This window comes from Pseudomonas kermanshahensis, from assembly GCF_014269205.2.
Classification (GTDB): Bacteria; Pseudomonadota; Gammaproteobacteria; order Pseudomonadales; family Pseudomonadaceae; genus Aquipseudomonas; species Aquipseudomonas kermanshahensis.
The window spans coordinates 2,617,123-2,631,106 of record NZ_JABWRY020000001.1 but is presented as its reverse complement, the minus strand read 5'-3'; the positions used below and the strand labels follow the sequence as shown (position 1 = coordinate 2,631,106).

General features: G+C 52.8%; 11 protein-coding genes. 4 read left to right on the top strand and 7 right to left on the bottom strand.

The genetic code is table 11. The annotated features are described in order from the left end of the window. The first annotated feature begins 8 nt into the window (after window positions 1-8). Window positions 9-950: a helix-turn-helix transcriptional regulator gene (locus tag HU764_RS12115; protein ID WP_225935640.1), complete on the top strand. Its 942-nt coding sequence runs from the start codon at window positions 9-11 to the stop codon at window positions 948-950. A 219-nt stretch (window positions 951-1,169) separates the two neighbouring features. Here HU764_RS12115 and HU764_RS12110 read toward each other — a convergent pair whose 3' ends face one another. Next, window positions 1,170-2,162: a DNA-binding protein gene (locus HU764_RS12110; RefSeq protein ID WP_186702833.1), complete on the bottom strand. Its 993-nt coding sequence runs from the start codon at window positions 2,160-2,162 to the stop codon at window positions 1,170-1,172. 208 nt (window positions 2,163-2,370) lie between these two features. On the opposite strand from HU764_RS12110, the gene HU764_RS27950 reads away from it, so the two are divergent. From HU764_RS27950 to HU764_RS12095, 3 genes are all read left to right on the top strand, one after another. Next, entirely contained in the window at window positions 2,371-3,309 is a 939-nt protein-coding gene (locus HU764_RS27950; RefSeq protein ID WP_186702832.1) for a tyrosine-type recombinase/integrase, read from the top strand. A gap of 263 nt (window positions 3,310-3,572) precedes the next feature. Beyond that, window positions 3,573-5,903: an AAA family ATPase gene (locus HU764_RS12100; protein ID WP_186702831.1), complete on the top strand. Its 2,331-nt coding sequence runs from the start codon at window positions 3,573-3,575 to the stop codon at window positions 5,901-5,903. 2 nt (window positions 5,904-5,905) lie between these two features. Beyond that, window positions 5,906-6,703 (top strand): HNH endonuclease, encoded by a 798-nt coding sequence (locus HU764_RS12095; protein WP_186702830.1) that lies wholly within the window; start codon window positions 5,906-5,908, stop codon window positions 6,701-6,703. A gap of 119 nt (window positions 6,704-6,822) precedes the next feature. Here the strand turns inward: HU764_RS12095 and HU764_RS12090 are convergent, their stop codons facing one another. From HU764_RS12090 to HU764_RS12065, 6 genes are all read right to left on the bottom strand, one after another. Next, on the bottom strand, window positions 6,823-7,194 hold the full coding sequence (locus HU764_RS12090) for a histone-like nucleoid-structuring protein, MvaT/MvaU family (protein WP_186702829.1): 372 nt from the start codon (window positions 7,192-7,194) through the stop codon (window positions 6,823-6,825). Between the two features lie 192 nt (window positions 7,195-7,386). Continuing rightward, window positions 7,387-8,391 carry a hypothetical protein gene (locus tag HU764_RS12085; RefSeq protein ID WP_186702828.1) on the bottom strand — a complete coding sequence of 335 codons (1,005 nt, stop codon included), beginning with the start codon at window positions 8,389-8,391 and terminating at the stop codon, window positions 7,387-7,389. Then, a complete protein-coding gene (locus tag HU764_RS12080; protein WP_186702827.1) occupies window positions 8,384-9,061 on the bottom strand; it encodes a TauD/TfdA family dioxygenase in 678 nt (225 codons plus the stop codon). The genes HU764_RS12085 and HU764_RS12080 overlap by 8 nt, the downstream gene beginning before the upstream one ends. Window positions 9,062-9,193: 132 nt before the next feature. Beyond that, on the bottom strand, window positions 9,194-9,727 hold the full coding sequence (locus HU764_RS12075; protein ID WP_186702826.1) for a hypothetical protein: 534 nt from the start codon (window positions 9,725-9,727) through the stop codon (window positions 9,194-9,196). Window positions 9,728-10,154: 427 nt separating this feature from the next. Then, entirely contained in the window at window positions 10,155-10,604 is a 450-nt protein-coding gene (locus HU764_RS12070; protein WP_189662587.1) for a pyridoxal-phosphate dependent enzyme, read from the bottom strand. A gap of 563 nt (window positions 10,605-11,167) precedes the next feature. After that, window positions 11,168-13,795: an AAA family ATPase gene (locus HU764_RS12065; protein ID WP_186702825.1), complete on the bottom strand. Its 2,628-nt coding sequence runs from the start codon at window positions 13,793-13,795 to the stop codon at window positions 11,168-11,170. Between the last annotated feature and the right edge of the window lie 189 nt (window positions 13,796-13,984).

The window sequence follows — 13,984 nt, the reverse complement described above, 5'->3', positions numbered from 1 at the left end:
TCTTGTGCTTGGACGATAACGATCCCGGCGCAAGCTTGCAACTGAGGTTTTATACAGTGAGTTCGACCGAAGAACTTCCGCAGCTGTCGCAGAAGCAGCGCGATCGACTGGCTTTCATCGAGCTCCAGGCGTGGTTTTGTGGGGCGGTATCGCGCCAAGACATCGTTCAGCGTTTTGAGCTACAGACAGCTGCAGCCACTCGCGACCTGGCGCTTTATCGGCGATTAGCCCCAGAGAACCTGACTTTTGATACCCGTACGAAGGCCTACACGCCGGCCGATGATTTCAAGCCGATTTTTGAGTTCACCTCAGAGCAGGTATTCACCTGGGTTAGTCGAGGGTTTGGTGATGCAGAGCCATCCACCTGGACTCCAGGTATCCTTTGCCTGGCTCAACCACAGCTTGCGAAGCCGCGGCTAGACACTCTTGCGTCTATTTGCCGAGGGATTAAGCGTGGGCACGCGGTAAGGATTGAATACGAGTCCCTGCGTGAGAAAAGCGAACGGGAGTTTGTTCCGTATGCGCTGTTCGACAATGGCCAAAGGTGGCATGTGCGCGGATTTGATCGAAAGAGCGGTCAATTCAGGGATTTCGCGATCACTCGTATTACGGGTGTGAGCGCGGTTGAGGGAGCTGTACTCCCACACGAACAAATGGACGAGGATGATCAATGGAATAATCGAGTAGAGCTGGAGCTTGTTCCTCATCCTCAGCTCGGGAGGCCAGAGACTGCGCTGCTCGACTTTGGTATGGATGAAAGCGCTACGCTGAGGATTCGGCTCCGCTCTGCTGTGGTCGGTTACGCCCTCCGCCAGTGGTCAGTTGACTGCAGCCCTGATCACTCTCTCAATCCTCTTGAGTTTCGGCTCTGGTTGAAAAATCCATTGGCGCTTTATGGTGTTCATAACCTCGAGTTGGCTCCTGGCTATCGGCGTAACGACGGAAAGTAATGCTAGGGCAGCGCAATCTCATGCTCACCCTGCGCATTGAGCTGCTGACCTGGATTTGGGGTCGCCCACCATCTATGAGCTGAAGGCAATGTCAGCAGCGTTGCCTTGCAGCCATATGGCTAGCCGGCCTGGCGCCGAGTGCTCATACAGACGCAAGCCTCAATTGGTGCATCACTCCAAGCAACCCCAGCATGGAATGAATTTTTACTGCTTAAGGCGCTAGCGGGCAGGGTCGTCAACTTCCTTGGCGGTACGGTAGGTGCTGAGCTCCGCTTCAGCTTCTTCAAGCCTTATGACCAATTCGCTCTCTCGCTGCTGGCCTGCTGTAGCATCCGATCGTACGTCGATTACTTCCTTGGCCTTCGCCTCCAATTGCTGTGTCAAAAGCTCCTTGGCCCCTTCGCCTCGAGCAATTGCTGCGTTGGCGATGCCGAGATCTCCTTTCAAGCGCTCAAGAGCATCTCGCTGCTGCGAAACCTCTTTGGTCTGCTGGCGACTCTCGCCAATCAATCGCTCATTGTCACGAATGAGTCGACTGATCTCCTCTTGCTTAACCATTAGCGTCTGCTGGATGACTGTCAGCTCTTGCTGCATCTGATAGACCTGGGATTCATGGCGGCTCAGATCCTGGTCTCGCTGCTCCTTGACCGAAGCACGGTAGTGTTCGAGGGCCTCCCGGGCATGCGCATGCTTTTGCTCCAAGGACTGGATCTGCCCGTCCTTCTCTTGAACCCGCACCTCTAGATCAGTGCAGCTCTGGCTGAGCCTGGCGTTGCGGGTGAGCTCGGCCTGCAGTGAGGAATGAGTCGTTTTGAGCTCTTCATCCTGAGTTTGCAGGGCGGACTGCAGCTTGGCGACCTCGTCATTAGCTTGATTCAGCTGACTTTGAAGTGTACCGACCTCCTGCTTCATTGCCTGGCGCTCAAGATCAAAGGAGGCCCGTTCATGCGCCAGCGCCTCGTTACCTTCCTCCAGCAAGCGCTCCAGCATTTTGCCCACCAGCCCAGTCAGCTCATCACTTAGCCTGGAAGGAGAAGCCGATGGCCGAGGATCATGAGCTTCTATTTCCTTCAAATAGCGCTGAATTGTCGTCTTTGAGCCGGTATTTCCAAGTTCGATACGAATCGCGTCAATGCTTGGATTCTGGCCTCGAGCAACCAGCGTTTCACGAGCTCTGCGCACAAGCGCCAGGTTAATACCGCCTCTAGCCATGATCCCTCCTACGATTTCGTACTGTTTTACGTGTCATGTAATTACGTGCCACATTATCACGTTAAAAATCGTTTCGTACCTTAAATTTTGGCAAGATATAATCACGAATTATGGCTTGCCAGCCAATAGAACGGGGGTAAAATGGCCTGGAAGGCGGTACAAATGGCCAAGGCTAGCCACCGAAGGCTGAAAACGGGGAAATGACGTGGTGGATAAGGTCAGCAAGGCAGATAGGTACTTGGAGGCAAGCGTTCGTCAGAACACTTCGAAGAGCTATGCGGCCGCCCTCTCCCACTACGAAGTCTCCTGGGGCGGCTTCCTGCCTACCACCACTGAGTCCGTTGTGCGCTATATTGCGGAGTACGCCGACCAGCTGGCGTTGAGTACGCTAAAGCAACGCCTGGCTGCGCTCGCTAACTGGCACCAAAGCAATGGCTTCCCCGACCCCACCAAAGCCCCCAAGGTCAGGCAGTTGCTGAAGGGCATCCGGGCGATACACCCCGTGCAGCAGAAGCAAGCGGCTCCTCTGGCGTTATTGCACCTCGAAAAAGCAGTGGCGCACCTGGAGGATGAGGCCGTTCGGGCAAGAGCCGCCGGCAACATGGCGGCTCTTCTCAAGGCGACCCGCGACATCGCTTTGCTCACAATTGGCTTTTGGAGGGGATTCCGCGGGGACGAACTGGCTAGGCTCACGATCGAAAATACGCATGCAGAGCGATACGTCGGGATCAGGTTCTACCTGGGGTCTTCCAAAGGAGACCGGCACAACACTGGCCGTGAGTACAAGACACCATCACTGAGCAAGCTGTGCCCGGTCGAGGCGTACCTGAACTGGATCGAAGCTGCTGGCCTTACTCGTGGCGGGGTGTTCAGGGGGATTGATCGCTGGGGCAACATCAGCGATCGCCCGATCGCGGCCCACAGCCTTATCCCTCTCCTCCGCGACACCTTGAATAGGTGTGGCTTGCCCTCCGAGATCTACAGTGCTCATTCGATCCGACGAGGATTTGCTACCTGGGCAGCCAGCTCTGGCTGGGACATCAAGACGCTTATGGAGTATGTGGGCTGGAGTGACGTGAAGTCAGCACTGCGGTATGTGGAGCCGGCGCAACAGTTCGGCGGACTTATCCGAAAGCTGGAAAAGTGACCTCTGGTTCAGTGCAGGCCGGAGCCATCATGCCCCCCCTCCTACACCCAAACAGCCTGAGATCAAACTTGTAGACCAGGATCGTCCATGTGCGATGCTTCGCTGGGGTTGATCCTCCTTTCAAAAAGTCGCACGCGCCCCCTGCAGAATGCGCATTCACTCTCTCTTGTTCATGGCACAATAGTGGCCATCGCTGGCTGCCTAGCTCCATGCCATAGCATCTGAGCCTAGGCGATATAAAACTCGTGATGGCTGAAACGATAATGGAACTGATTGCGCAAGATGTTGACTGGACTCAAATTCGCCGAAAACTTGTTTCCAAGTTGTCTTCACTGAGATTAAACGGAGCTGACGCTGACTGGGTGATACTCGTATTCGCGGTTGCTGATTTGAATAGCGACAACGACCTAGAGCTAGAGCTAGAGCTAGATCGCCTATCCGCTCCGGAAGATTTACGGAGCAAGGTTGAAAGACATTTTCGACCGGATAGCTACGCCATTAAAATAGCGCTTCACGGGCTAAATGATGAAGCGTTCTCAAGTTGCTATTATGTAGTGCGAAATCATTTGCTTGCCATCAATGATGACGGCATTCGCAATTTCATAATATTCATAATCAACCATATCCTATCATCAGGTTATGGGGTAACAGCCAGCTACCCACGGATTTCAGGATTTTTAGCGGCCGGGATAGTTGAATGCCTCGATTGCACTTCAATTATTGACGTGCAGCCGATCACTGGTCAAATTGCCATCGACTCAAAATTCAAGTCTTACCACATGATTGGGAATAACCGAAGTGGTGAGGACGAGCTGATACGGCTTAAGCTCGAAATGCATGATGTTAGACACACCGAATTTGGGTTCGATGGAATACTCGACTACCCTGCACAAAGTCCTGTCTACGTGCTTGACCTAAATCGCAGAGATGCGCAGGTGTCGTCGAGCCTTAGAGTACCAAAAATTACGCCGTTGCTAGACCTTCTCGCCATGGGGGTGACTGGCGAATTTGTAGTGATAACACCTCAGTTTAAAAACAAAAGTCACAAGTACGCCCTTAAGGTGTTAAATGTATTGGCTCAACACTGCTCTATTAATGCAGTCATAAGTTTTTCAGCACCAGCAGCAAGGTCATCCTCATGCGGTATGCTGATTGTCGCTAGCTCGGATACCAGCCGAGAAGATGGCAGGGTACTTGAAATTGATGTGACTCGTCATAATCCGTCAACTAAAGACCTCAGCTACCTAGATGCAGCGAACCTTGCAAGCTCGATTTTTGGCATTTGGGCGCGGAGCGGAGCCAGTCCTAATAATGTTTTGCCAACTGTTCAGCGCATCATCAATGCTCAATTCTCAGGCGGCTATGTCGATATACCATCTCTCTGCAGGGTAATGAGTCGTAAAAGTAATAGTTTATTCCAGTCCAGCGATTTCATGGACGTGAGTGATTATAATAAGGATAGCTATCAACCTAGCCTTCTGATTAACGGGGCTCCCATTCTGCAGAGCCTCACTGAATCCCAGGTCAATAAGTGCCTTTATATCATCGGCAATAATGGTGTGGGCAAGAGCTTTTTGCTATGCGACCTCATCCACCAGCTTGCGGAGAGAAGAATGGAGTGCACAGCACTGTCGATATCTCGAGCTGATAGGTTTCCGAAGGCAACGGGAGAGCTGAGACGATACTATAAACAGGTTGGCGAGTCTGAATCTCTCGCAAAAAGGAGTGAGGCCTCAACAAAATCCCTTATTTCTATACTGGAAAGCTCTAGGCGCTTTAATATTTTCGCTAATATTCTGATCGAACTGGGTTTCAACCAGGAAGTCTACTTGCTTCGAAAAGGAAAGGCGGAGAAGCGGAGTGATGACGACGACGGCTTGATTTCATTGAATCTTACTACTTCTCTTGATCAGGAGGCCATCGACGCAGCGAGACAAGTCGACCCCGCTAAATATGAGATAGGTATCGTCCCGCGGCAAGAACACGAAGCACACTCGAACAATCATGATATCATCGTCCGGTTCTCAGATCTGAGTTCTGGCGAGAGAAACATCATTCAGCTGATTGTACTTCTTGTTAGCGCAGCAGACTACAATGCAACTTACTTCATTGATGAGCCAGAAATCAGCCTTCACGTACGATGGCAACAGGTGCTGCCGAGGGCCTTCTCAATTCTGGCAGAAGCATTTGAAATATCCGTAGTCGTGGCCACACATTCTCCCGTAATGATAGCTAACGCCAAAGGCAGTAACTCGTATTGCTGGAATGTCAATGAAGGTGTTCTTGACCTTTTAGACCTTGAAGACAGGCATTCGGTTGAGACTATCCTGCTGCAGGGCTTCCATACTTACACGCCCCACAACAGAGAGGTTCATGAAAAATGTGCCAGACTTGTCTCCGGTGTAATTGAGCTCGTCAACACCGATGCGCGTGAAGCTAGTAGTTTCGGATCCTCGGCAATCGCGGATCTCTCTGCCATCAGTGATATAATTGATAAAACCGCAAAGCATGATAACGGCGCGCAGAAATATGGCGATCTTGACCTAATTCACAAAGCCATAACAGCAATTCGCTCAGTTATTCAGGTGAGCTAGCAATGACACACTTTAACTTCAAGAGCCCAGCCGAAATTGCAGCGTTCGAGGCTAGGTATAGTGACGAATGCCATGGGGTAAAAAAACACAAGCCGGGCACGCTTCGTCTCCTGAAGGAATTTGCGGGTCGTGCTGCGACTGAGTTCGACAGCCGACAAGCGGGAAACCCTGAAAGCCCGAATGATTTGTGGGTTGATCTTTACGAGCATAATAAAATTAAAAATTCAGGGGTCACTGGCAAACTTCTTCGCAAGCACCTTCGAGATTTTCTCGAAGCGGAGCAAGATCGTAAATGCTGCTACTGCCAGCGCCCCCTGGTGAATATTTCTCACGCAAAAACAATTGAGCATATTTTACCAAGGCAGCCCTTCGTACAGCATTCTTTTCATCTCTGGAATCTTGCGGTTGCTTGTTTTGATTGCAATCACGCTAAAAGCAATGATTGCTGGGTTGACCCAGCTTTAGCTTCAGTGGCAGCCTACCCAAAGCCGCAAGATTTTGTTGACTCTTACCACCCGCGCTTTCACGTGTACGACGAGCATGTCAAGTTTGTACGAGTCCAAACAAACACTGTAAACATATCGCTATATATAGGGCGCACCCTCCAAGGGAAAAATCTTTGTAAAAGCCTGCTTAAAAAAGTCTCTGCGAAAGATATTTTGCTGAGCAGTAACCTGCTCCTGAAGGAAAGCATCCAAAAGCTCCACGACAACATGCCTAGCCTTGACGGTAGAGCTGCTATAGCAGTTGACGAGTTCAATGAGGCTCTGGCAGGCATAACACTTAAATTGATCCGCTGATCATTTTAAGCAAGATTGTGGATCTATTCAGATTCGAATTTCATTCTGTCATTGCTGAAGCATCCACCTCAAAGCTTCGAGGGAAGTAGTCATCACTACTCCCCTCGCGTTGCTGCGTGTCAGCCTTGAACAGAAACCCAAGACTCAACAACGTCTGCACCAAACTCGGCTTTCCACTCCTTCAGCAGCTTGTGATTACCGCCTTTAGTTTCGATGATTTCGCCGTTGTTCGGGTTCTTGTAAACCTTTACGCCACGAGGTTTGCGGAGAGTTTTCTGTGGTGCCGCTACTGATGCGCGACGGCCCGCTTCAGGATCGAGAATGTTGATTACGTCACGCAGACTGAAGCCATATTTGGCCAAAAGATCGCGGAGTTTGGTTTCGAATTCAATCTCTTTCTGAAGCTCGGAGCTTCCTTTCAATTCTTCCAACTCAGCGAGCTGAGCCGCAAGAGCCTGCTCGAGTTTACGGAATTCGGCCAAGCGCGACATAGATTTCTTCCTGTGGTAATGGATTACTGTGTAAGGTGCCATCCTAAACGATATTGACGAGTACGCCCCTATCGATGCAGGTTATGGCCGTTTGTCTTGATAAGTCGCTGTCCCCACGAAGCCCTCGCTCCAATGGCTTTGCGGCCCCGGGATCCTTGGGCTTTCCAGCAGTCTTCGTAGGTAGTCTACAGCCTAGTCGTTTCCATAGTCTGGCTCATACTCAATCTCTCGCTCATCCTGCTCAACGTACTCTTCATCAAAGCCTGCAGCGTTCATCGCTTCGGCACCCTCTAGGTGCAGATCACAAGTTGGGCAGTAGAACTCGACTGGCGTGGAGTAGCGCTCAACCGTTTCGTATCCACTTTCATGATCCTGCTCGATGACCTCTTCGTGGATACGATCGCCCCCTAAGAAGGCTTTGCTTTCACATGCAGGGCACGGAATGTCCCAGTGGCTATCCAAGAGGTATCTAAATGCATCCTGATACGTCCACCACCTGAGGCTCTGGGACTGCTCTCGCAGCGCCTTGATCTCTTTAGGAGAACGCTTTTTCGGCTTCTGCTGTGATGAGCCGGATGCCTCCTCGGGCTTTTCAAAGGTTGCTCGGGCGTTCGCGATACGCTGTTTGGCCGCCTGCACTTTGATCGTGTGGAAATCCTTTGCAAGGGCAGCAGGGATTTTTGACTCACTGCCCACCCAATCCTCCAGCTCGAGCTCCATGGATGCAAGGATGAGCTCTGAGGTTGTCCAGAACTCCCCCTCCCAGTCGCTATCCATGACGCCGGCGTATGCTGCCTGGCCCGAATGGAGTTCGGCATTTCTACGTGAGGAGATCAATTCGCATGCCTTAGCATGTGGTGTGCCGAATTTTGCCACCGTGTGTTTCAGTCGTGCGAAAACCACGTGAGCACTGATAGTCTTCACCTTGGTGTCAGTTTCGACACCACAAGCCTCCAAAAGGCTATTCGGATTGTCGGTTTCCACGACCAGGCAAGGATGAATCGCCGCCAGCTGAGCTTTACCCAGGAGCTCAAGGGCCAAAGCAGCCCAGATCTGATAGACCTCGGAATCCTTCGAGGCCTTGGCCTGCAACGCTCGCGAGGCGTAAAGCCGAGACTTTCCTAACAGCGCCTCCGCCGAGATCACTGATGGCACTTCCTTGCGCGGCTTTTTGGCGGTACTTCCTGTGTTAGCCATGGTTGCTTCTCTCCATTACGGTGACCCTCAGGAGCTTCCGCTCAGTGCTACCCTGTGCTGCTCCACGCCGATGTAAAAATCGCCAGTTATCAAGCAGTAGCAACATCCCGGCCTGCCAGGTGATTGCATGTTCTTCTGCGGGCTCAAAGAGATCGATCGCGCGCAAGATTTCGTGAGCGCCGGCGTCCATTGGCGTCATGCAGCCAGGGTCGTACCTGTAGTAACGATCGGAACTGCCTCGAGCCGTGGTGTAAAAACTGTTGCCGCCATTGGTAACCCTGAAGGTCGACGAGCGAGCGGCCCCCGCGTTCAAAGGCTTGAATGCGCTTCCTTCAGAGAAGAGAGTTTGAGCAGCGTCGGGGGCGGCCTCTAAGCAACCCATAACGAGATAGCGGGGCGGTGTAGCCCAGTGAGCCCCGTCGGTGTGCCATGGAAATGGTCTCAGACCATAACGGGCGCTGAGAGAGCGGAGATTCGCAGATTGCGTGTCAGTCGGAATCAGCACGTCAATCAAAGGCCCTCCACGGCGTGTTGTCCTGGGCTGCCCAATGGAAAAAGCTATTTCGAGCGCCGCTTGCTGAATCACCGCGGCGGTATCGTCCGGCAACTGAAGGCTTGCCCAGCCATTTGAATACAAATCTGATAGCGCATTCTCGACCAGATGGGGCATTTTGCATCCTAGTGCCTGCTGGATTGGCTGCGGGGCCAAAATGAACAATTGTAGACCCCGCAAACGAGTCGACGCGCGCTCCCTCGCTGGCAATGCATACAGCCCCAAGACAGCGCTAGCGTATCGACTGAGTCACTCTTCCCTGATCTTGCAAGTCATGACTCCCTTGACTCCAAAATCGCAGTCCTGGGCGCTAATTTTATAAGCTACCCCATTAGACTCGATCGTAGCGAAACTTTTCGGGCGCTGCTGAATTGAGTCCCAAACGGTGTAGCCTGCTGCCGCTGCAGAGATCAACAATATCGCGAGACTCACAGTATTCGGTGTCTTTCCGGACTTAGTCAGCCCGATGATTGCGCTGACACACGAGCAAACGGCGAACACAGCCAAAGAAATTGCAAGCCCTTTGTTATGAGGGCTTTCATACAAAGCAATAACCAGCGCGCCAGCCATTGCGCCTGATAGGGCTGCAATTGCATTGTCGCGACTCCCTTCAACAAACCTTTGAAGCTTCTCGCCCATAAAACCTACTCCTTTATAATACCTTGCTTGGTGGCTGGCCGTATCACGCAAACCATTTTTGAACAGCAGCAAAGCGGAATTCCACTTAGTCGAATCAATATCGGCAGCAGCAAAAAATTCTTTAGCGTAAACGTGAAGGCTCACATATCTGCGCAGTAGCACCGTTAGAAGCGCTGCGAGTCCACCGGCAGAGGGATAGAGCAACAGCTAATTTGTGCACCCGAGAGGTAGCGATATCACTACCTAATGCTCTAGCAAGCGACCTAGGAAATGGTGCGATACATCGCCTCGAATCTAGACTGATCCTCACAATCTCTCAGTCTCTTCTCCAAGCAGGTTGCCTGAGCGGGCACTCCTGAGCTGGTCACATAGCGGCTCGCTTCCCTACCAAATTAGTTGGAAAGCGGGGCTGGTGTCCTCTTGCAGGTCTCCGCGCCAACCTTGATGACCGAAAATGTTGAGGCGGCGTTGCCGCACCTCATATGCCTCAGCGTTGTGAATCAGCTATCGATCGATAGGTGCTGCTCACCGAGGGCTCACGCACCGTTGTAGTGATGGTTTTTACAACCTTTCATCTCACTACGGTGATTTCTTGAGCGACCTTGTCAACAAGCTCTAGGTCGCCGCCAGATACCTGCCCTGGAATCGAGTCAGGCAACTGATCTACGAGCACTACCTCGGCGCCCAATGCTCGCATCATTCGAGCGCGCTCTTCGGAGTTGCTTTTCGACATCACAGCAATGAACGGGTAACCTTTGATTTTGCAGACAATTGCTAAGCCGGTGCCCATGTTGCCAGAAGTCAGTTCAACAACGGTCTGACCCGGGCTGAGTACACCTCGACTCTCCGCCTCTTCGATCACCCCAAGCGCCGCGCGGTCTTTCTTAGAAAAACCTGGGTTCAGGTAGTCCAGCTTGGCCAAAATAGTCCCTTTAACCCCGTACGCTTTGGTCAGCCTATCCAGCCGCACCAGAGGGGTGTTCCCGATAGCTTCGAGAGTTGAGTCCAATACTTTCAACATGGCTGCTCCTAGATTTTGTTATGAGCTTTGAGGGAGGTTAGCCTTAGGATGGATCAGCATCTGGGTGATGAATTGGACAATCGTGACACTGGTTAGCAGTCAGCTGAACGTTTCCCTGCTTACCTAGCCCATCGTACGGGTGGTCTTGTGCGCCTAGGGGGGGGCTCTGGGTAACAGCTTGCGCCCCAGTAGCTCGCCAATGGGTGATCATGAGTCATGACAGGCAGTCAGAGAGGTAACGCTGAAATGCCTTGGTCTCTACCGATGGGCAGCCAAGATAAGCTCATCAAAAGTGAGCTCGGGTGAGGGCTATGAGGCTCGAGTGATTCTGCTACTTCCTAGCGTGGGATACGCTTTGGGGATGATCGAGGCGACCGAGCCACCTCTCAAGCTATTCGCTGAAGCGGTGGTAGCTGATGGGCGGTTAGCTCCACCCTTTTCAAACCTCGGGGACATCATCTCCGTTGGGATTGAGGCGGCGTAGACGGGAGAACCCGCCGGCTGCCAGAGGACGCTGTAGCGAAGCGGCACCGATTGTCGATGCCGCTTCATGCCGGTTAAAACTAACCGTTCCTCAAGGCTTCAAGCCCGCCATCCATAGCCGAAGCAGCATCCACAATAGCCCGAACTGCAGCGCGATCGAATTCGTGATCGCGTTGCGAGTCATGCGTTCCACCGTTCAAGTAATGCCATTCGATAGATGTCCCGCTCCTGGCGAGCAATGCATCGAGGCCTGCCAGAATTTTCTCCACGCCTTGGTGTGGGTTGGGGATTCTTCTCATGGCGCTGCGGAGCTTCACGCACTTGTTGTTCAGCTCCCAGTTGGCACGCGGGCCCGTAAGCTTGATCTCGAGTGCTCCATCGTGCTTCTTACCTAACCACGTCCAGGCTCGATCCGTTAGGCTCTCAATTGCTGCTCGAGAGTGACGCAATGCATCTCGCTTCTCCTCCGCCTGGACTGAGGCCTGCGCCAAGAGCACGTAGTTTTTGGTTGGAGGATCAGTATCGATGCGTAGATGATGCTCCCCTTGATGTGGAAGAAATTTGTAGCGTCGGATTTGGGCCGCTCGCTGAGCACCAATCTCCTGCTGGATTCGATGCAGGAATTCTTCGGCATGTGAGGTGAGGATGACCTGCTTAGCATCCAGGTGACCGCTCTCAAAGAACGTGCGCCAGATGCCATCGCGGTGCTCGTCATCAATGGCATTCACAACGTCGTCGAAGACCACTATCGGGCAGTTTTCCGCGATATTCTTCGCCAGCAGGATCGCTAGGCCTAGGCACCGGATATGCCCCTCGCTCAGGATCATTAGCGCGTCAAAGCGCTCACCTGGCTGACCTACGAATTCAATTTCGATTTTTCCATTTTCGGCGAGCGGCAGTCTGAGCGCGTGAATTTGCGCAGGTGGAGGATCCTCGCGGTTGAACAGGTTGTACAGATCGCGAGCGCTATCACCTAGTCCCTGCAGAAGCTGGGCTGGCAACGCTGCAAGGTAGGCCTGCAATTGCGGCAGGTATCCGTCATAGGCGGCCTTGACCCGCCTATTGTGTTCAAGAGTCAACGCTTCACGTGCGACCTCTTCGATCAGTTGCTGATTGTCAGCTTCGAACTGGACAATCGTTGCTTGAGCCTGCGTGAAATCAGCGAGAGCTTGAGATCGAAGAAGTTTGCATCGCTCAATCTCGGTCTTGAACCCATCAAGCCTCATCCTCTCCTGGGCCAGAGTTTGCCTTTGCTCAGTAATTTGACGGGTAGCGGCATCAGCCTGCTCAACACGATTGACCAACGCCAAGAGGGCCAGCCATGCCCTATCATTCTCATCTACCCATGGTTGAAACCAACTGCCTGTAGACGCCGGCGGAAGCTCTGGCAATTGCGCAGCTTGAAGTTCGTTAGCACACACCTGTGCCACGGCACCACATGCACGCCGCACTTCGGCATGGAGGGAGCGGAACGACTCGTTAAAGCTGTTGGCTGCCGTTTCTGATTGCTGCTGCAACCCCTTGAGCTCAGCCAATTGCGCTAGCCCTGCGCGTGCACGCTCGAATGGGTTTTGGACAACGTGATCCAGGTGAGTGCCACACGCTGGACATGATGTCGCGTTATCTGCCAGCTGAAGGAGCGCTTCATACAGGTTCGAATATGAGACCTCACCAGCCCGGGCAGTCAGTGCCTGTTGCGCTGCTTGGCTTGCCGCATATGTGTCATAGACCTCTCTCCGCTTCTCCTCCAGAGAGGCTGCTGTACATCCATGCAGCACGGGTACAGGCGATTCCAGAACGCCTTGGAGATATGCCAGGCGCCCCTGCACCTCCTGCGTCCCCGTGATCCAGTCGACGCAAGCTTGGTAGGTGCTGCCCGGATGAATTCGGACGGCTAGATCCTCCTCCTCCCTGGCTACTCCGGCAACACGCTGCTCGTAGCCATCGATCTGCTGCTGCGATGCTGCAACCTGACTACGCCTCCCCTCGAGCTGTAAAGCTTTAACGCTCGAGATGCTCAGATTCTCATCAAGGGTGGCGTTGAACCCGCGGACAAATTCGCTGAACTGGTCAACACCAAACAACGTTGCAATCAACTGACGTTGGTCACCTGGTGTTCGGGCAGCTATTCGGCCAAAGTCATCGAGTCGATTTTTCTCCACGAAGCAGAAGCGATAGTCCTTTTCGCTTGCGTGGATCTGAGTAGTTTCTCCACCATCGAGCGAGCCGAGCAATCGCGGAGCTACGTGACGACGAAGGCGCGCATTGTCGCAGTAAGATCGATGAGCAAAGCGCTTGGCCTCCGCTTCACTGATCGAACCAAGCATTGCGGTTTCAAGGGCTTCGAAAAAGCTGCTTTTCCCCGTTCCGTTAGGCCCGTAAACCAACGTAATGTCGTGGCTCAGGTCGAAAACTTCAGGTTGCATAAACCCACGAAACGGGCCGACCTCCAGTCGACTCAACCGTAGGTGAGCACGATCTGCCTGGTTAGCTTCCGCAGCCTCAGGTAATTGAGTTGGGGTGTTTGCTAGATGCTGTAGCGCTATCGGAGCGAGCCGACTGGAGCGACCCCGCCTTTGCGTACCAACCTCGGCCAGGCTCTGTAAATTGGCCATGATCAAGTTCGCCATACGACGCACATCTTCGTGTACTGGCTGACCAGCCAGGTAAATCAAGAAACGCTGATACTCCGCTTGTAGACTCGACATGACAGCTCCGTGTGTTGACCAACCATCGTCCCGCTACCTCTTTGGGCAGTCGAACAAAGAGCGTAGATCGAAAAAGCTGTAGTGGCCTTGCGAAACAGACACGAGTGCTGTCGACTCTGTATCTCCCAATTTCAGACTTAAAGGCGAAGATTCCGCACGCAGCTAGAGCACTCACACAGGCTTAATGGA